The sequence below is a fragment of the Stenotrophomonas sepilia genome (assembly GCF_003244875.1).
Classification (GTDB): Bacteria; Pseudomonadota; Gammaproteobacteria; order Xanthomonadales; family Xanthomonadaceae; genus Stenotrophomonas; species Stenotrophomonas sepilia.
Genome location: NZ_LXXZ01000054.1, coordinates 21165 through 38571, shown reverse-complemented (window position 1 = coordinate 38571; position 17407 = coordinate 21165). Strand labels below are relative to the sequence as shown.

17 protein-coding genes are annotated in these 17407 nt (G+C 67.8%); 11 read left to right on the top strand and 6 right to left on the bottom strand.

Annotated features, from left to right (window positions below):
- Window positions 1–59: 59 nt before the first annotated feature.
- From murD to A7X97_RS10295, 3 genes are all read right to left on the bottom strand, one after another.
- Window positions 60–1469 carry a UDP-N-acetylmuramoyl-L-alanine--D-glutamate ligase gene (murD, locus tag A7X97_RS10305; RefSeq protein ID WP_088496734.1) on the bottom strand — a complete coding sequence of 470 codons (1410 nt, stop codon included), beginning with the start codon at window positions 1467–1469 and terminating at the stop codon, window positions 60–62.
- Window positions 1450–2802 carry a UDP-N-acetyl-alpha-D-muramoyl-L-alanyl-L-glutamate epimerase gene (gene murL / locus A7X97_RS10300; RefSeq protein ID WP_065177916.1) on the bottom strand — a complete coding sequence of 451 codons (1353 nt, stop codon included), beginning with the start codon at window positions 2800–2802 and terminating at the stop codon, window positions 1450–1452. Before murL ends, murD begins: the two co-directional genes overlap by 20 nt.
- A gap of 76 nt (window positions 2803–2878) precedes the next feature.
- Complete coding sequence (locus A7X97_RS10295; protein ID WP_061479209.1) at window positions 2879–5473, bottom strand: bifunctional aspartate kinase/diaminopimelate decarboxylase; 2595 nt, start codon at window positions 5471–5473, stop codon at window positions 2879–2881.
- A 75-nt stretch (window positions 5474–5548) separates the two neighbouring features.
- On the opposite strand from A7X97_RS10295, the gene A7X97_RS10290 reads away from it, so the two are divergent.
- On the top strand, window positions 5549–6424 hold the full coding sequence (locus A7X97_RS10290) for a PhzF family phenazine biosynthesis protein (protein ID WP_072168631.1): 876 nt from the start codon (window positions 5549–5551) through the stop codon (window positions 6422–6424).
- A gap of 113 nt (window positions 6425–6537) precedes the next feature.
- Window positions 6538–7416 (top strand): PhzF family phenazine biosynthesis protein, encoded by an 879-nt coding sequence (locus A7X97_RS10285; RefSeq protein ID WP_088496730.1) that lies wholly within the window; start codon window positions 6538–6540, stop codon window positions 7414–7416.
- A 99-nt stretch (window positions 7417–7515) separates the two neighbouring features.
- On the opposite strand, the gene A7X97_RS10280 is transcribed toward A7X97_RS10285, so the two are convergent.
- Entirely contained in the window at window positions 7516–7947 is a 432-nt protein-coding gene (locus A7X97_RS10280) for an OsmC family protein (protein ID WP_072168629.1), read from the bottom strand.
- Window positions 7948–8319: 372 nt separating this feature from the next.
- On the opposite strand from A7X97_RS10280, the gene A7X97_RS10275 reads away from it, so the two are divergent.
- The 4 genes from A7X97_RS10275 to A7X97_RS10260 all read left to right on the top strand — a co-directional run bounded on the left by A7X97_RS10275 (window position 8320) and on the right by A7X97_RS10260 (window position 10594).
- On the top strand, window positions 8320–8718 hold the full coding sequence (locus tag A7X97_RS10275) for an HU family DNA-binding protein (protein WP_072168628.1): 399 nt from the start codon (window positions 8320–8322) through the stop codon (window positions 8716–8718).
- A 293-nt stretch (window positions 8719–9011) separates the two neighbouring features.
- Complete coding sequence (locus A7X97_RS10270) at window positions 9012–9320, top strand: DUF3861 family protein (protein WP_005415605.1); 309 nt, start codon at window positions 9012–9014, stop codon at window positions 9318–9320.
- 56 nt (window positions 9321–9376) lie between these two features.
- Window positions 9377–9916: a hypothetical protein gene (locus tag A7X97_RS10265; RefSeq protein WP_088496729.1), complete on the top strand. Its 540-nt coding sequence runs from the start codon at window positions 9377–9379 to the stop codon at window positions 9914–9916.
- Window positions 9917–9997: 81 nt separating this feature from the next.
- Window positions 9998–10594: a YceB family lipoprotein gene (locus tag A7X97_RS10260; protein ID WP_005415603.1), complete on the top strand. Its 597-nt coding sequence runs from the start codon at window positions 9998–10000 to the stop codon at window positions 10592–10594.
- Between the two features lie 106 nt (window positions 10595–10700).
- On the opposite strand, the gene A7X97_RS10255 is transcribed toward A7X97_RS10260, so the two are convergent.
- Window positions 10701–11243 carry a type 1 glutamine amidotransferase domain-containing protein gene (locus A7X97_RS10255; RefSeq protein WP_005415602.1) on the bottom strand — a complete coding sequence of 181 codons (543 nt, stop codon included), beginning with the start codon at window positions 11241–11243 and terminating at the stop codon, window positions 10701–10703.
- 162 nt (window positions 11244–11405) lie between these two features.
- Window positions 11406–11873, bottom strand: coding sequence for an SET domain-containing protein (locus A7X97_RS10250; RefSeq protein WP_012479369.1), 468 nt, complete (start codon window positions 11871–11873; stop codon window positions 11406–11408).
- Between the two features lie 211 nt (window positions 11874–12084).
- Between A7X97_RS10250 and A7X97_RS10245 the strand changes: the two genes are divergently transcribed.
- The 5 genes from A7X97_RS10245 (at window position 12085) to A7X97_RS10225 (ending at window position 17387) form a co-directional block, all read left to right on the top strand.
- Window positions 12085–12540: an SUF system Fe-S cluster assembly regulator gene (locus tag A7X97_RS10245; RefSeq protein ID WP_049414161.1), complete on the top strand. Its 456-nt coding sequence runs from the start codon at window positions 12085–12087 to the stop codon at window positions 12538–12540.
- Window positions 12541–12557: 17 nt separating this feature from the next.
- The gene (sufB, locus tag A7X97_RS10240; protein ID WP_005408435.1) at window positions 12558–14033 is read left to right on the top strand and encodes a Fe-S cluster assembly protein SufB; all 1476 of its coding nucleotides are present in this window, start codon (window positions 12558–12560) and stop codon (window positions 14031–14033) included.
- A gap of 74 nt (window positions 14034–14107) precedes the next feature.
- Entirely contained in the window at window positions 14108–14872 is a 765-nt protein-coding gene (gene sufC / locus A7X97_RS10235) for a Fe-S cluster assembly ATPase SufC (protein WP_111007890.1), read from the top strand.
- Entirely contained in the window at window positions 14872–16134 is a 1263-nt protein-coding gene (gene sufD / locus A7X97_RS10230; RefSeq protein WP_111007889.1) for a Fe-S cluster assembly protein SufD, read from the top strand. Before sufC ends, sufD begins: the two co-directional genes overlap by 1 nt.
- Window positions 16131–17387, top strand: a complete 1257-nt coding sequence (locus A7X97_RS10225) for a cysteine desulfurase (RefSeq protein ID WP_065196580.1) — start codon at window positions 16131–16133, stop codon at window positions 17385–17387. Before sufD ends, A7X97_RS10225 begins: the two co-directional genes overlap by 4 nt.
- Window positions 17388–17407 lie beyond the last annotated feature (20 nt).

Here is a 17407-nt window from a genome sequence, read left to right as displayed (position 1 = left end):
TAACTCGCCGGGGTCAGAGCCCTTTCCTGAGGAAAGGGATCCGACCCCGATCCGGCGGATCAGGCGATGCCCAACCCCGGAATCGCGCTGATGCTGTCCGGATCGAACCCAGCCAGTTCGGCGAAATGGCGTCCGCGCGCCACGTAATCGCGGTAGGCCCCGAAGCTCGGCGCACCCGGCGACAGCAGCACCACCCCGCCCTGCGCGCCCAGCGCCGTGCGCGCCAACGCCATCGCCTCGGCAAGATCGCCCGCAGCGTGCAGGCCGAAGCGGCTGGCGTCGGCCAGCGGCTGCAGCATCGCGTGGATGCGCGGGCCGTTGCTGCCCATGGTCACGATCTCCACCGGCGGCACATCGTGCGCCATGTGCTGCATGAAGTCGGTCCAGTCCAGGCCACGGTCGTGCCCGCCCACCAGCAGCGCGATGCGCTGCCCGGCGAAGCACTCCAGCGCAGCCAGGCTGGCATGCGGCGTGGTGCTGATCGAATCGTTGACGTAGGTCAGGCCATCGGCCACGCCGATGCGCTGCAGGCGGTTCGGCAGCGGGCGGAAATCCTGCACCGCCGGTGCCAGCGCCACCGCGTCCAGGCCCAGCGCTTCCAGTGCAGCCAGCACCGCGCACAGGTTGCCGCGGTTGTGGCGGCCCGGCAGCGGCGTGTTGCGGGTATCGAACACCGCCTGTTCGCCGCGATGCACGATGTCGCCCCGCATATGCCAGCCCTGCGGCTGGTTGAACCAGACCACCTCACTATCGGGCAGCGACAGTGCCGCCAGGTGCGGATCGGCGGCATTGAGCACGGCAATGCGCGGTGCGGCTTCCGTCACCAGCCGCAGCTTGTCTTCGATGTAACGTTGTTCGCTGCCGTGCCAGTCCAGGTGTTCCGGGAACAGGTTCAGCACCACTGCCACCTGCGGGTGGGCGCCACTGCGCGCCACTTCACCGGTCTGGTAGCTGGACAGCTCGACGGCCCAGTACTCGGGCGCTGGCTGCGGGTCCAGCACTTCCAGCAGCGGCAGGCCGATGTTGCCGACCAGTCCGGTGCGATGCCCGGCCGCGCGCAACAGGTGCGCGACCAGCGCGGTGGTGGTGCTCTTGCCCTTGGTGCCGGTCACGCACACGGTGTCGTGCACGATGCCATCGTCAGCCGCATGCTCGGCGAACCACAGCGCAGTGCCGCCGATGAAGGTGGTGCCCTGCGCTGCCGCCGCCAGCGCGATCGGCTGATAGGGACTGATGCCGGGCGATTTGATCACCACGTCGAACGCGGCCAGCGCTTCAGCGGAAGGCTCGCCACGCACGTCCAGGGCGCCCTGTGTTTCCACGCGTGCGGCCCCGACTTCGGCCGCCGGGCAGAACAGGCTCAGCGGCAGCGTGGGCAGGCGCTCACGAAGTACCGCAAACGCGGCGCGGCCCTCGCGGCCCCAGCCCCACAGCGCGACGCGCTTTCCTTCAAGCTTCGAAATCTTCACGCACCCGGTCCCACAGCGCAGCCGGAACGCGGTGCTCGCCCTGCAGCTGCAGCAGCGGCGCCAGTTCCAGTTCGGCGGCATCCAGCTGCGGCTGGATTTCATTGCAGAAGCGCTTCACCAACACGTCTTCCTTCCATTCCGGGCGCTGGGCCAGGGTCGCCATCGCCGCACGCGATTCGCGGCCTTCGCCCACGCACTCGAACGGCTTGTGGTCCTGGAACTCCAGCAGCGCGTCGAAGCCAGCGGCCTGCTCGGCATCGTCCAGCAGGTTGCGGCCGAAGATGCGCACCAGGCGCGTCTTGGGCATGAACGGAGCCAGCGCCAGGAACACGAAATGGCACTTCGGGCAGACGCCGCACCAGCGGTTCACCGGGCGCTCGCCAAGAATGTGGAAATTGCGGTTGCAGCTGGAGAAGTGCGCGTCGTAGAAATCGGTCTTGGCGAACTGGCGGGCCACCGCCAGCTCGGACAACGGGCGCAGCAGCGAGTAGTACTGCAGGTCCGCCGCAACGTGCGCCTGTACATGGCTGCCGAAGGCCTGTTCAAACACCCAGCCCTTGGACCACTGGTGGTTCACTTCGCCGGTGCCTGGAATCTGGCTGCCGTAGCTGGCCGAACGCTCGTTGGAGAACACCACCTGGTCCACGCCCTGCAGCAACGCGGCCAGCACCATGATTGCCGAGTTCACCGCAGTGACCGGGATGTGGCCGTTCCAGGCGCCCTGGCGGTTGAGCTCGAACAGTTCCGGCGCCAGCGCACGGCCCAGGTTCAGTGTCGGCAGGCCGGTGCGCTCGGCACAGGCGCGGATCAGCTGCGAGCCACCGATCCAGGTCACCGTTTCGTCCACGCCGGCACGGCGCAGCGCTTCGATGCTGACCAGCGAATCCTTGCCGCCGCCGATGGCCACCAGTGCGTGCGGCTGCAGGCCCAGCGCCGGCGCCTGCACGGCCTCGCCCTGCACCGGCAACCGGAACCGGCCGCGCAGGTTCAGGCCGTTACGGTAGGCGAATTCGCCCAGGCCATTGAGGTAAATGGTCTCCACCAGTGCGGCGGTATCGGCATCGATGCTGTAACTGTCGATGCTGACCGTATCCGGTACGCCGGCCTTGTAGTAGCTGACGCCGGCGATCAGGTGCAGCAGCTGCAGCGCACGCTGCACGGCAGCGGCGCGCGCCTCGTCCAGCACGAACGGGGCACCCGGCACGGTGATGGTCTCCACCATCTCCGGGCCGTCGTCGAAGGCGTAGACCAGCCGGGCCACGCCGGTATCCGCTGCGAAGTCGCAGCGGACGAAGCGGAAGCGGGAAACCTGGTGTTTGTCGAAAGCAGTCATGGTGTATCCGGTCAGGCACGGGCCCGCGCGAGGGCGCGGGGCGTGTCGGTGGGCGGGTGCAGGGCGCGCGCGGTGGTCATTCGATCACGTCTTCGCGCGGCAGCATCCGCTGGTTGTAGGTGTTGGCCATCACATAGCCGTAGGCACCGGCATCGGCGATCAGCATCACGTCGTCCGGCGCGGTCGACACCGGCAGCTTGCGGCGCTTGCCGAACACATCGCTGGATTCGCAGATCGGCCCGACCACATCGAACGCCGCTTCGGCATAACCGCCCTGGCGGCTGAGATTCTCGATGTCATGCCAGGCGTCGTACAGCGCCGGGCGCATCAGTGCGTTCATGCCGGCGTCCAGGCCGACACGGCGCACGCCGTCCTTTTCCACCACCTGGGTGGCATGGGTCAGCAGCACGCCCGATTCGGCCACCAGGTAGCGGCCCGGCTCGATCGCCAGGCGGAATGCCGGGTGCAGTGCCTTGACCTCGGCCAGGCCCTCGGCCCAGGCGTCCAGGTCGAAGGGTTCGTCTTCGTCGCTGTACGGAATCGGCAGGCCACCACCGATATCGATGGTCTGTACGCTGCCGATGCGGCGAGCGAAACCGGCCAGCTCATCGCACATCAGCCGCCAGTGCTGCGCGGTTTCCACGCCGCTGCCCAGGTGCGCATGCAGGCCCACCACGCGGCTGCCCAGTTCGGTGGCCGCGCGCACGAACTCGTCGACGCGGGCGATCGGCAGGCCGAACTTGGACTCCTTGCCACCGGTACGGACCTTGGCGTGGTGGCCCTCACCCCGGCCCAGATCGACGCGCAGCCACAGCTCGCGGTTACGGAACAGGTCCGGCCAGCGCTGCAGCGCTTCCACGTTGTCGACGGTCACGGTCACGCCCAGCGCAAACGCCGCCTCGTACTCGCTGCGCGGGCAGAAGCTGGGGGTGAACAGCACGCGCTTGGGCGACAGTTCCGGCAGGTGCTGGAACACATGCTTCAGCTCGCCGTGCGACACGCACTCCAGGCCGAAGCCTTCGGCTTCCAGCAGCTGCAGGATGGCCGGGTGGCTGTTGGCCTTGATCGCGTAGTAGCGCTGGTCGATCGGCTTGATCGCGGCCAGTGCACGGGCGCGGGCGCGCACCGTCGGCAGGTGGTAGACGTAGCGCGGCGTACCGGCATCGGCCAGCTGCAGCAGGTGCGCACGCTGGCCGCGCCACCACGGCGTGCCGCGCGGGCGCACGGTGCCGGCAATCTCGCGCCAGCGCGGGCCGAACACTTCGGTCTCCTCCACCGGCATCGCGCCGCTGTCGATCAGCTCTGCGTGCAGGATCGGCAGCAGGCCATCGGCATCGGCCTCGTCGATGACGAAGGTCAGGTTCAGGTCGTTGGACGACTGCGAGATCATGTGCACGCGCTCACGGCCGAAGGTCGCCCACACGTCCGACAGCTTGTGCAGCAGCGACCGCATGCCACGGCCCACCAGGGTGATCGCCGCGCACGGCACGATCACCTTCACCTTGCAGATCTGCGACAGGTCGGCCGACAGCGCGGCCAGCACATCGGTGTTGACCAGGTTCTCGGACGGGTCCAGCGACACGGTGACGTTGGTCTCGGCCGAACCGATCAGGTCCACCGACAGGCCGTGCTTCTTGAACAGGTTGAACACATCGGCCAGGAAGCCGACCTGCTGCCACATGCCGATGCCTTCCATCGACACCAGCACGATGCCATTGCGGCGGCTGATCGCCTTCACCCCCGGCACCGGTGCGGCGCTGCCATCGATGCTGGTGCCCGGCAGTTCCGGGCGCTCGGTATCGAGGATGGCCATCGGCACGCCGGCATCGCGGCACGGCTTGATCGAGCGCGGGTGAAGCACCTTGGCGCCGGTGGTGGCGATTTCCTGCGCTTCGTAATAGTCCAGGCGGGTCAGCAGGCGCGCGTCCGGCACGTCCTTCGGATTGGCGCTGAACATGCCCGGCACATCGGTCCAGATCTCCACCCGGCTGGCGCCGAGCAGCGCACCGAAGTACGCCGCCGAGGTATCCGAGCCACCACGGCCGAGGATGGCGGTACCACCATCGGCATGCCGCGAAATGAAGCCCTGGGTGATCAGCAGGCGGGTCGGCTGCGCGCGGAAGCGCTGCATCCACTCCGCGTCGGCGCGCCACTGGCAGTTCACCGACAGCCGCTGCGACCAGTCGCTCTGGTTCGGCTGCGGCGGCATCGCGTCCAGCCACTGGCGGGCATCCATCCAGCCCATGTCCAGGCCCGAGGCGCGCAGATAGGCCGCGCCCAGGGTGGAGGACAGCAGCTCGCCCTGGCCCAGCACTTCGGCCTGCCAATCCAGCGGACGGGTGGCCGCCCGCGCATCGTCGAGCAGGCCCTGCAGTGCCGCCAGCCGTTCGGCCAGCACCTCGCGGCCCAGGCCGAGTTCGGCCAGGAAGCCCTCATGCCGCTCGACAAGCGCTGCCACGCGATCACCGCTGTCCGGCGCGCCGTCGGCAATCGCGGTCAGTTCGTTGGTGACCCCGGACAGCGCCGATACCACCACCAGCACGCGCGATCCGGTCTCTTCCGCGCGTTTTTTCGCCAGCTTCCCGATCGTGTCCCAGCGGTGACGACGCGACACCGAGGTGCCGCCGAACTTCAGTACGATCCAACGATCGACAAGGGGGGAAGCTGACATGGATTGGCTATGTAGAATGTGGGGAAGCCGCCCTCGGGGGCGGAACCTTCGATTCTAAGCGCAATATCCCCGTAGATGGCCGTCCTCCGTTACCTGCAGCTCGATGTCTTCGGCCCCCGCCCCGGAACCGGCAATCCACTGGGCGTCATCCTGGACGCCGACGCGCTCTCCAGCAGCCAGATGCAGGCCCTGGCTACCTGGCTGAACCTGTCCGAGACGGTGTTCTTCCTGCGCCCCACCGCGCCCGGCGCCGATTACCACATCCGCATCTTCACACCGACCCGTGAGCTGGCCTTCGCCGGCCACCCCAGCGTCGGTGCCGCCTGGGCGGCGGTGACCTGCGGCCTGGCCCAACCGCGCGACGGCGCCCTGCTGCAGCAATGCGCGGCAGGGTTGCTCCCAGTACGGGTGAGCGGCCCGGCCGAGGCACTGGAGATCCAGCTGGCCAGCCCGCCGGCACGGCAACTGGACACGGAGGCAGGCGGAGCGCCCGCCGCGCTGTTGGCGCTCGCTGCCGACGGGCAGGCGCCCGAACTCTGGGACAACGGCGCACGCTGGTGGCTGCTGCCACTGCGCGATGCCAACGCCGTGCGCAGCCTGCTGCCGGACATGGCCGCGCTGGCCGACTGGAGCCTTGCCACCGATGCCACCGGCGTGGCGGTGTTCGCCGACGAAGCCGGCGCCGGCCATGCCCGCGTGGTGCGTGCGTTCTGCCCCGCCGATGCCCCCAGCGTGCCCGAGGACCCGGTCACTGGCAGCGCCAATGCGCTGATCGGCGCCTGGCTGCGGCAGCGCGATGCCCTGCCCGGCGGCGAAGGCCGCTACGTGGCCAGCCAGGGCCGCGAAGTGGGCCGCGATGGCCGCGTGCAGGTGCAGGTCGACGCGCAGGGCACGGTGTGGATCGGCGGCCAGGTGCAGCCGGTCATCGACGGCCAGATCCGTTGGCTGTAGAGCCGAGCCCACGCTCGGCTGCTTCTTCTCACACCCCGACACAGCCGAGCATGGGCTCGGCTCTACAACCGCGCGTTAAGCTGCGCGCCACCCGATCCTGGAGTTTCGCCCCGATGACCACCCGCCGTTTCCTGCAGCTGGATGTGTTTTCCCCGCGCGCCGGCGCTGGCAACCCGCTGGCCGTGGTACTCGATGCCGACGGCCTGGACGATGCCAGCATGCAGGCCATCGCGCGCTGGACGCGCCTGCCCGAGACCACCTTCGTGTTTCCGCCCCAGGCCGACGGTGCCAGCTACCGGCTGCGCATGTTCAGCCCGCAGAAGGAAGTGCCGTTCGCCGGTCACCCCAGCGTCGGCACGGCGCATGCGGTGCTGCAGGCAGGCCTGGCCACACCGGTCGACGGCGTGCTGGTGCAGGACGGCATTGCCGGTGCCCTGCCGCTGCGCGTCAGCGGTGAGGGCGCGCAGCAGCGCATCGCCATCCGCACACCGCGCGCGCAGTTGGCGGAGATCGCTGAAGCCACCGATCCGCGCCTGCTGGCAGCACTGAAGGACTGGCCACTGGGCTCGCTGCCGCCGGCGCGCATGCAGGGCGGACGCAGCTGGTGGGTGGTGCAGGTGGCCGATGAAGCCGCATTGCGCGCCCTGCATCCGGACTGGGACGCGGTGGCTGCGCTGGCCGAGTCCACCGACAGCATGGGCGTGTTCGCCTATGCCTTCAGCGATGGCAGTGAGGGATTCGATCTGGCCGTGCGCGCTTTCGTCGGCAATGGTCGGCGCTTCGAGGACGCCGCCTCCGGGGCCGCCAATGCAGTGCTGGCTGCGTGGCTGGACCTGCGCGACGCGCTGCCACGTGGCCGTGCACCGTTCGAAGTCAGCCAGGGCCGCGAAGTCGGCCACGATGCGCGTCTGACCCTGCGGGTCGATGAGGACGGCGAGGTCTGGTCCGGGGGACAGGTGCAGACCGTCATCACCGGCACCCTTGATTGGTAAAGGGGTACTGTAGAGCCGAGCCCACGCTCGGCTGCTCCTCGGCCAGATCACGGGACCTGCAGAAGCCGAGCATGGGCTCGGCTCTACAGATGCGCCGGCTCAGCCCAGCTCGGCTTCCAGGCTGATCGGCACCGCGCTCAGCGCCTTGGATACCGGGCAGTTCTGCTTGGCATCATCGGCAATGGCACGGAACTGCGTCGCATCGATGCCGGGCACCACCGCCCTGACCTTCAGGCGGATCTGCGACAACTGCGGACCGCCTTCCAGCGACAGGTCGACCTTGGCTTCGGTGTCCAGCGAGGTCGGGGTGAAGCCTGCTTCGCCGAGCTTGGCTGACAACGCCATGGTGAAACAACCCGCGTGCGCGGCGGCAATCAGCTCTTCCGGATTGGTGCCCTTTTCGTCGCCGAAGCGGCTGTTGAAACCGTAGCGGGTCTTGTCCAGCAGCCCACTCTGCGGCGTGCTCAACTGCCCCTTGCCCGTCTTCAGATCGCCTTCCCAGTGCGCGGTGGCGTGTCGCGAGATTCCCATTGTGCTGCTCCTGCGTGGCGGTGATGAACGGCTACCCTCGCACGCCACGCGTTAGCCCTGCGTCGCTCCGCCGCACGCCGGACGTCGCCCCCGAGTCCGGCGCGTGGACACTTCCTCGCCAGCCCGGAACGCATTTTCCTCTTGTTTTCAGTGGTTTCGCGCACCCCACCGATCGGCGGGCGCCGGCGATCGAACACGCTGGCGTGCCCCCATCCCCCACCGCCGACCATGTACTGAATCGGCCTGGATATGAAAAAACATGCACTTTCCGCGCTTCGGGCTATTGGCGGCGCCCAAGAGTTGCCCTACATTGCGCTTGCCGACGGGGTTCGGCGCCGACCAAACAACCAACCGTTCACGGAACAGGAAACCATGGCAAAGACCGCTAAGAAGGCTGCCCCGAAGAAGGCAGCGAAGAAAGTCGCGACGAAGGCAGCCGCCAAGCCGGCCGCTCCGAAGCCGATCAAGGAAGTGCTGACCAAGTCCGGCCTGGTTGCACACATCGCTGAAGCCTCCGGCGTCGTCGCCAAGGACGTCCGCGCTGTGCTGGCCTCGCTGGAAAGCGCCGTCGCCTCCTCGGTGCACAAGAAGGGCGCTGGCTCCTTCACCCTGCCGGGCCTGCTGAAGATCACCACCGTCAATGTGCCGGCCAAGCCGAAGCGCAAGGGCATCAACCCGTTCACCAAGGAAGAGCAGTGGTTCGCCGCCAAGCCGGCCACCACCAAGCTGAAGGTGCGTCCGCTGAAGAAGCTGAAGGACGCCGCGCTGTAAGCGCGCGCCCCAACGTGGATTCCGACGGGACGGCTCTGGCCGTCCCGTTTTTTTTGCGTGCCCGGCGGTAGATCCACGCCATGCGTGGATGCGTCGCGCTGTGGCAATCCGCAACACAGCGTTGCCGCCTCCCCGGGAATGCCCGTACAGGCCCGTCGCCACTGGCCGAGCGCGGCCTGGGCAGGTGCTGGAACGTACCGGGTGGAACACTGCGTGCAGCGCCGGCCGTCGCCTCAGGCCGTGGCCTTGCCTATGGTGGGCACATCCTCCACAGCTACGGCGAGCACACCCTCATGGCCAGCCCCTCCACCCGCTACCGGATCTCGGTGACCCCCATCGAAAAGGACGGGCTGCAGTGCACAGGGCGCTGCACCATCGAACTGGAGCATCGCGCCAGCCGCGACCTGATGCGCCTGCTGGAGGCGGCCCCGCGTACCGCCGGGATCAGCGGCGACGAGCGTGCGACCCTGGTGATCGCCACCCAGCTGCTGCGCGATATCGTGCAGCGCCATGCCGAGACCGGCGGCCACGCATTGGCGGCCATCGCCGGTCAGGTCCTGCCAGCGCTGGACGCTCTGGATCAGCTGCCCTCCTCCCGCTGATCCCGGCGCAATCGCTACACTGCCGCCCTCCAGGTTGCCTCGGGGAGGAGGCAGACATGCGCAGGATCCCGTTGCTGATCGCACCCTTGGTGCTGCTGGGCTGTTCACGCCCGGCAGCACAGACGACCGGCGACATCGCGGCAGCGTCCGCTCCCGTCGCTGCTACCGCAGCCATGGACACCCGCACCGGCCCCGATCCCGCAGCAGTGCAGGCAAGTGAAATGCCGGTGCTGTCCGCTGTCGCCGACGATGCCGAGCCGCCATCGACGATGCTCAACCGCTACGTAGCGGCGTTGCTCAACCGCGACCGCGCCGCCAGCGATGCTGCCTGGACGATCCCGCCCAGCGACCCGCGGCATGCGGACGACGCCGCGCTGCGGCAGCTGCAGGACCTGCGCACCCTGCGCCTGCACAGCGATCCCCCGGTCGCCCGCGACGATCGGCAGCCACCGCAGCTGCTTGAAGTGCCGGTGCAGATCCGCGCGGTCACCGCCAACGGTACGTTCCGCTTCGGTGGCTGGTACCGCGTGCAACCCAGCAGCGATGGCAGCGCCTGGCAGATCCAGTCGGCGCAACTGCGTCCGATGCTGGACTGAACCGTTACAGCCGCATGCACGCGCGATTCAGCCTGCACGGCTACTCTTTGATCCATCCATTCCCTGCCATCGGTCACCGCCATGCGCCTGCGTTCCCTGATGACCCGCCTCGCTGCCTCCACCGTACTGATCGCCGCTGCGATCGGCGCGCAGGCGGCTCCCTCCATTTCCGGCCGCGAACTGTCGGTGGGTGCCAGCGACGTCCAGCAGTACCTCGATGGCAGCTTCCCGCGCACCCAGGACGCCCTTGGCGGCCTGATCTCCCTGACCATGAGCCATCCTCAGCTGAGCCTTCCGGCCGGCGAGCGCTTGAACCTGGGCATGGACGTGGCACTGGCCACCGCCGGCGGCAACCCGGCCAAACTGGGTACGGTGAAGCTCAGCAGCGGCCTGCGCTACGACGCGCAGACCCAGGGCTTCCACCTGCAGCAGCCCAGCGTGGACGACTTCACCCCGGCCAACCAGGGCGGCCGCCTCGACTCACGCACCCGTGGCCTGCTCAATGCCTGGCTGAGCGACTACGCCCAGCGCGAACCGATCTACAAGCTGGACCCGGCCGTGGCCGGGGTGCTCGGCGCGCTTCAGGTACAGGCGGCACAGGTCAAAAACGGCAAGCTGGTGGTCACCTTCAACCAGAACCTGGGCAACCTGGTGCCGGCAGGCCTGCTGGGCAAATAAGGTAGTGCCGGCCGCGGGCCGGCAGCGCAGACTGCATCTGCCGGCCGCGGGCCGGCAGCGCAGACTGCATCTGCCGGCCAGCGGCCGGCACTACCGGTATAGCGGATCACGCGGCAAGTGCCTTGACCACCGCCTCGCTGAAAGCAGGAATGTCATCCGGCTTGCGGCTGGTGATCACGTTGCCGTCTACCACGACCTCGGCGTCGCGCCAGTTCGCACCGGCGTTGGCCAGATCCTGCTGAAGGGAGGGCCAGGAAGTCAGCTCGCGGCCATCGGCCAGCCCGCTGTTGATCAGCAGCCACGGGCCATGACAGATCGCGGCGACGGGCTTGCCGGCTTCATCCACTGAGCGGATGAAGCTGAGCACCGCGTCGTCGGTGCGCAGTGTGTCCGGATTGATCACACCTCCCGGCAGCACCAGGGCATCAAAGCCCGCCGGATCCGCCTCATCCAGCGGGATGTCGACCGCGACGGCGTCGCCCCAGTTCTTCTCTTTCCAGCCCTTGATGGTCGCCTCCTTTGCGGGCGACACCACGCTGACCCGCGCACCTTCCGCTTCCAGCAGCCGTTTGGGCTCGGTCAATTCGGACTGTTCAAAGCCGTGGGTCGCGAGGATTGCGATCTGTTTTCCCTTCAATCGCTCTGCCATGGGTGCACTCCAGTTGGGGGAGTGCACAGCGTGGACGAACGGCCCTTGCACGGCGGTGACCCTGCCGTGCACGGCAGGTGGAGAGCCTCCCGCAAGTGCCGGCAGCTGGCCGGCTCCTGCATCGCGCCATGCCGGCCAGCGGCCGGCCCTACCCGGTACCGGTCAGCGCTTGGGCTGCAGCATGGTGCCGGTGCACTTGGGCGAGCCGCAGCGGCATTCCCAGATCTTCTTCAACTTGGCGGTGTGGCGCTCGGCCAGGGTGATGCCGTAGTTATAGGTCAGCTCTTCGCCAGCCTTGATATCGCGCAGCGCCTCGATGAACACCTTGTCGCCACGGCTGTCGCCGTCCTCATCTTCCTCGATCACCGCCTCGCAGTTCGGGTCGCAGCTGTGGTTGATCCAGCGCGCGTCGTTGCCCTTGTAGTTGGCATCGATCACCCAGTCGTCATTGAGGGTGAACAGGAAGGTATGGCCGCTTTCGACGTCGCCGCTGTCATCGGCATCAACGTCGCCATGGCTGCGCAGCAGGCCCTTGTACTGGATCACGCGCTCGCCCTGCTTGATCGGGGCGACGGCGAACACGCCGTTGCCATGGATGGCGGACTTGCGGGCTTGGATCTTCTTCGGCATCGGCACGGGCTGTTTGCAGCGGATGGAACAGGGATTCTCGCCCATTCCGGGTGATTGCGAAAATCACCCGGTTGGCGCAGCATGGCGCCCCCGGCAGCGCCCGCTGGCAGAGCCTCCCGGCCCGGCCCCAGCGCCGGCTGAATGCCCGGGTTGGATGGTGGCGAATAAAAGCGTACAATTTCAGTCCGCTTTAAGAACCACTCGCATCCCCATGTTGCGCGTCACCAAGCTCACCGATTACGCCACCGTCGTGCTGACCGTGCTCGCCGCCCGTCCGGGCGAGGTGCTCAGTGCCACCGAACTGGCCGAATTCACCGGCCTGGAGCCGCCCACCGTCAGCAAGGTACTCAAGCCGCTGGCCCAGGCCGGCCTGGTCGAAGGCCTGCGCGGCGTCCGTGGCGGCTACCGGCTGACCCGCCCGGCCATCGAGATCTCGCTGTTCGAAGTGGTCGAAGCGATGGAAGGGCCGCTGGCCCTGACCGAATGCAGCCACGACCACCACCAGTGCGGCATGGCACCCAAGTGCGGCGCGCGCAGCAGCTGGCGGTTGATCAACGACGTGGTCTCCGAGGCCCTGCGCGACGTCAGTCTTGCGCAGATCCTGCCCCCCCTTCCCCTTGCCGATGACGAACAGCGCCGCACCATCGCTGTTGACGTCGTCTCCTGATCCACAGGCAGCCCCCCATGGCCACCGAAACCATCGAAAACGTCGCCCACGACGACACCCCCAACCGCGAGATCCACGAGCAGCTCGGCCGCAAGTATTCGGCTGGCTTCATCACCGAGATCGAGTCGGACTCCCTGCCGCCGGGCCTGGACGAGGACACCATCCGTGCCCTGTCGGCCAAGAAGGACGAGCCGGAGTGGATGACGCAGTGGCGCCTGGACGCCTACCGCCACTTCCTGACCATGCCGATGCCGGACTGGGCCAAGCTGGAGATCGCCCCGATCGATCTGCAGGCGCTCAGCTACTACTCGGCGCCGAAGGGCCCGAAGTACGCCTCGCTGGACGACGTGCCGAAGGAACTGCTCGACACCTACGACAAGCTGGGCGTTCCGCTGCACGAGCGCGCCAAGCTGGCCGGCGTGGCGGTGGACGCGGTGTTCGACTCGGTCTCCGTCGGTACCACCTTCCGCAAGGAACTGGCTGAGAAGGGCATCATCTTCTGCTCGATGTCCGAGGCCATCAAGGAACACCCGGAGCTGGTGCGCCAGTACCTGGGCACCGTGGTGCCGGTGGGTGACAACTACTTCGCCGCGCTCAACTCGGCGGTGTTCTCCGATGGCAGCTTCGTGTTCATTCCCAAAGGCGTGCGCTGCCCGATGGAACTGAGCACCTACTTCCGCATCAACGCCGGCCACACCGGCCAGTTCGAGCGTACCCTGATCGTGTGCGAGGACAAGGCCTACGTCTCCTACCTGGAAGGCTGCACCGCGCCGATGCGCGATGAGAACCAGCTGCACGCTGCGGTGGTCGAACTGGTGGCACTGGAAGACGCGGAGATCAAGTACTCCACGGTGCAGAACTGGTACCCGGGCGACGAGAACGGCGTCGGTGGCATCTACAACTTCGTCACCAAGCGTGCCGAATGCCGCGGCGCGCGCAGCAAGGTCACCTGGACCCAGGTCGAGACCGGCTCGGCGATCACCTGGAAGTACCCCTCGTGCGTGCTGCTGGGCGACGACTCGGTCGGTGAGTTCCACTCGGTCGCGCTGACCCATCACCGCCAGCAGGCCGACACCGGCACCAAGATGATCCACGTCGGCAAACGCACCAAGAGCAAGATCGTCAGCAAGGGCATCAGCGCCGGCCGCGGCCAGAACACCTACCGCGGCCTAGTGCGCGTGGACCGCAATGCCGACGGCGCGCGCAACTACACCCAGTGCGATTCGCTGCTGATCGGCAAGCAGTGCGGCGCCCACACCTTCCCCTACATCGAGGTGAAGAACCCGGGCGCCACCGTCGAGCACGAGGCCACCACCTCGAAGATTTCCGACGACCAGCTGTTCTACTGCCGCGCCCGTGGCATCAGCCAGGAAGACGCGGTGTCGATGATCGTCGACGGCTTCTGCAAGCAGGTGTTCCGCGAACTGCCGATGGAGTTCGCGGTGGAAGCCAAGAAGCTGCTGGAAGTCTCGCTGGAAGGTTCGGTGGGCTGACCGCCCGCCCCTGCCCCTCGCAAACGCATTCTCTTTACCGGCGGGCCCAGGCCCGCCCCACGGAAACCCCCACCATGCTGAAGATCGAAAATCTCCACGCCCGCATCGGCGACAAGGAAATCCTCAAGGGCCTGTCGCTGGATGTGAAGCCCGGCCAGGTGCACGCCATCATGGGCCCGAACGGCGCCGGCAAGTCCACCCTGGGCAATGTCCTGGCCGGCCGTGACGGCTACGAAGTGACCGAAGGCAGCGTGCAGTTCGACGGTGTCGACCTGCTGGAGCAGGACCCTGAAGCGCGTGCCGCTGCCGGCCTGTTCCTGGCATTCCAGTACCCGGTGGAGATCCCGGGCGTGAACAACACCTACTTCCTGCGCGCGGCGCTGAACGCCCAGCGCAAGGCACGCGGCGAGGACGAACTCGACTCCATGCAGTTCCTCAAGCTGGTGCGGGAGAAGCTGGCCGTGCTGCACCTGAAGGACGAGCTGCTGCATCGTGGCGTCAACGAAGGCTTCTCCGGCGGCGAGAAGAAGCGCAACGAGATCTTCCAGCTGGCCGTGCTGGAACCGAAGCTGGCGATCCTCGACGAGACCGACTCGGGCCTGGACATCGACGCGCTGAAGAGCGTGGCCGACGGCGTCAATGCGCTGCGCGCCGCCGACCGTTCGTTCCTGGTCATCACCCATTACCAGCGCCTGCTGGACTACATCAAGCCGGACGTGGTGCACGTGCTGGCCGATGGCCGCATCGTCAAGAGCGGCGGTCCCGAGCTGGCGCTGGAACTTGAAGCGCACGGCTATGATTTCCTGAAGGACCGGGTCGTGCCCGAGGCGGCGGTCTGATGAGCGCCCTGCTCGACTCGATGGCCCAGGCCTTCTGCGGCAGCGATGCGCGCCGCGAAGTGCTGGATGCGGCCCTGCGCGACGGCCTGCCGGCCGCACGCAATGAAGCCTGGAAGTACACCTCGCTGCGCCAGCTGGAACGCCGTGCGTTTGCTGCGGCACCGCTGCAGGGCCCGGCGCTGGACGCCGCGCTGCTGGACGACATCCCGGCGCCGCGCCTGGTGTTCGTCAACGGCCGCCTGGATGCCGCGCTGAGCGACGTGCATGCCCTGCCGGCCGGCGTGCAGCTGCAGCCGCTGTCGGCCGCACTGGCCTCCGGCGAAGACGCCGTGCGTTTCCTTGGCCGCCGCTACGAGCGCAGCGAGGAGATCTTTGCCCGCCTCAACGCCGCACTGGCCGATGAAGGCGTGGTGCTGCGCGTGGACGAAGGCGTGCAGGTCGAAGCGCCGCTGCAGCTGGTATTCGCCAGTGTGGCCGGCGAGACCGACCTGGCCTGGCATCACCGCCACCTGATCGAACTGCGTGCCGGCGCCAGCCTCGGCGTGGTCGAGCACCGCTTCAGCGTGGGTGACTCCGCCCACCTGGACAACACCGTGCTGCATGCCCACGTCGCGCGCGACGCCGTGCTCAAGCACGCCCGCGTGCAGGCCGGCAGCGCACGCCAGACCAGCTTCCTGCGCACCGACGCGGTGTTGGCCCGCGACGCGCAGTACCACCGCGTCGACCTGGAACTGGGCGCCGCGCTCAGCCGCCATGAACTGAACGTGCGCCTGGAAGGCGACAATGCCCGGCTGACCGCCAACGGCGTGCTGCTCGGCAATGGCCGCCGCCACGTCGAAACCCGCCTGGGCATCGACCATATCGCCCGCGATACCGCCTGCGAGCTGCTGTGGCGCGGCGTAGCCGCCAACCGCAGCCGCGTAGTGTTCCATGGTGGCATCCAGATCCGCGAAGGCGCCGATGGCACCGACGCGAACCTGTCCAACAAGAACCTGCTGCTGTCGGCGGACGCCGAGATCGACACCCAGCCGACGCTGGTGATCGACGCCGATGAAGTGAAGGCCGCGCACGGCGCGACCGTTGGCCAGCTCGATGCCAATGCGCTGTTCTACCTGCGCTCGCGCGGCCTGCCGCAGGCCCAGGCGCAGGCGCTGCTGAGCGCTGCGTTCTGCCATGAACCGCTGAAGATCCTGCCGGACGCGCTGCGCGAACAGCTGGCACGCCGCCTGGACAAGGCCCTGGCCGAGGCGGGTGTGGCATGAACCTGTCCACGCCGCGCCCGATCGAAGAACGCACCGGCGCTCCCGACTGGGACCGCGTCCGCCTCGACTTCCCGCTGCTGATGCGCGAAGTACATGGCAAGCCGCTGGTCTATTTCGACAATGCCAACACCGGCCAGAAGCCGGTGCAGGTGATCGGCGCGGTGGACGAGTTCTACCGCCGTTACAACGCCAACGTCAGCCGCGCGGTGCATGCACTGGGCAGCGAAGCCACCGATGCCTACGAAGGTGCGCGCAACACGCTGGCGCGCTTCCTCAACGTGCGCCCCAGCGAGCTGGTGCTGTGCAGCGGCACCACCTTCGCCATCAACCTGGTGGCGTATTCTTGGGCGCTGCCGCGGCTGAAGGCCGGCGACGTGATCCTGGTGTCGCGCATGGAGCACCACGCCAACATCGTGCCGTGGCAGCTGGTCGCGCAGCGTACCGGTGCCACCATCCGCGTGGCCGAGATCACTCCCGATGGTGCGCTGGACCTGGATGCGCTGCGCGCGGCGATGACCCCGGAGGTCAAGCTGCTGGCGGTCACCCATGTCTCCAACGTGCTGGGCACGGTCAACCCGGTGCGCGAGATCTGCCGCGAAGCGCGCAAGCGCGGCATCATCACCGTGGTCGATGGCTCGCAGGCCGTGCCACACCGCAAGGTCGACGTCGCCGCGATCGGCTGCGATTTCTACGCCATCACCGGCCACAAGATGTGCGGTCCAACCGGTACCGGCGCGCTGTGGGCGCGTCGCGAGCACCTGGACGCGATGCCACCGTTCCTCGGCGGCGGCGAGATGATCAAGGAAGTCAGCTTCGACGGCACCGTGTTCAACGATGCCCCGCACAAGTTCGAAGCCGGCACCCCGAACATCGCCGGTTTCATCGGCCTGGGCGTGGCCGCCGACTACCTGCAGCAGCTTGGCCAGGACAACGTGGAGGCGCGCGAAGCCGAACTGCTGGCGCACTTCACCGAAGAGCTGCGCCGCGTCGATGGCCTGCGCATCATCGGCCAGGCACCGGAGAAGGCCGCCGTGGTCTCGTTCCTGATCGATGGCGCGCATGCCCACGACCTGGCCACCCTGCTCGACCTGGAAGGCGTGGCCGTGCGCTCGGGCCAGCACTGCGCACACCCGCTGCTGCAGTACTTCGGCGTCGCCGCCACCTGCCGCGCCTCGCTGGCGTTCTACAACACGCACGCCGAGATCGAGCGGTTCATGACCGCGCTGACCAAGGTGCGCAAGCTGCTGGGGTAAGACTCACAGCGCAGCCGGAA

What these genes read in the sequence shown, in the direction of transcription:
- murL (WP_065177916.1), bottom strand. Translation starts at nt 2,802, where the DNA reads ATGACTGCTTTCGACAAACACCAGGTTTCCCGCTTCCGCTTCGTCCGC.
- A7X97_RS10295 (WP_061479209.1), bottom strand. Translation starts at nt 5,473, where the DNA reads ATGTCAGCTTCCCCCCTTGTCGATCGTTGGATCGTACTGAAGTTCGGC.
- A7X97_RS10290 (WP_072168631.1), top strand. Translation starts at nt 5,549, where the DNA reads ATGGCCGTCCTCCGTTACCTGCAGCTCGATGTCTTCGGCCCCCGCCCC.
- A7X97_RS10285 (WP_088496730.1), top strand. Translation starts at nt 6,538, where the DNA reads ATGACCACCCGCCGTTTCCTGCAGCTGGATGTGTTTTCCCCGCGCGCC.
- A7X97_RS10280 (WP_072168629.1), bottom strand. Translation starts at nt 7,947, where the DNA reads ATGGGAATCTCGCGACACGCCACCGCGCACTGGGAAGGCGATCTGAAG.
- A7X97_RS10275 (WP_072168628.1), top strand. Translation starts at nt 8,320, where the DNA reads ATGGCAAAGACCGCTAAGAAGGCTGCCCCGAAGAAGGCAGCGAAGAAA.
- A7X97_RS10270 (WP_005415605.1), top strand. Translation starts at nt 9,012, where the DNA reads ATGGCCAGCCCCTCCACCCGCTACCGGATCTCGGTGACCCCCATCGAA.
- A7X97_RS10265 (WP_088496729.1), top strand. Translation starts at nt 9,377, where the DNA reads ATGCGCAGGATCCCGTTGCTGATCGCACCCTTGGTGCTGCTGGGCTGT.
- A7X97_RS10260 (WP_005415603.1), top strand. Translation starts at nt 9,998, where the DNA reads ATGCGCCTGCGTTCCCTGATGACCCGCCTCGCTGCCTCCACCGTACTG.
- A7X97_RS10255 (WP_005415602.1), bottom strand. Translation starts at nt 11,243, where the DNA reads ATGGCAGAGCGATTGAAGGGAAAACAGATCGCAATCCTCGCGACCCAC.
- A7X97_RS10250 (WP_012479369.1), bottom strand. Translation starts at nt 11,873, where the DNA reads ATGCCGAAGAAGATCCAAGCCCGCAAGTCCGCCATCCATGGCAACGGC.
- A7X97_RS10245 (WP_049414161.1), top strand. Translation starts at nt 12,085, where the DNA reads ATGTTGCGCGTCACCAAGCTCACCGATTACGCCACCGTCGTGCTGACC.
- sufB (WP_005408435.1), top strand. Translation starts at nt 12,558, where the DNA reads ATGGCCACCGAAACCATCGAAAACGTCGCCCACGACGACACCCCCAAC.
- sufC (WP_111007890.1), top strand. Translation starts at nt 14,108, where the DNA reads ATGCTGAAGATCGAAAATCTCCACGCCCGCATCGGCGACAAGGAAATC.
- sufD (WP_111007889.1), top strand. Translation starts at nt 14,872, where the DNA reads ATGAGCGCCCTGCTCGACTCGATGGCCCAGGCCTTCTGCGGCAGCGAT.
- A7X97_RS10225 (WP_065196580.1), top strand. Translation starts at nt 16,131, where the DNA reads ATGAACCTGTCCACGCCGCGCCCGATCGAAGAACGCACCGGCGCTCCC.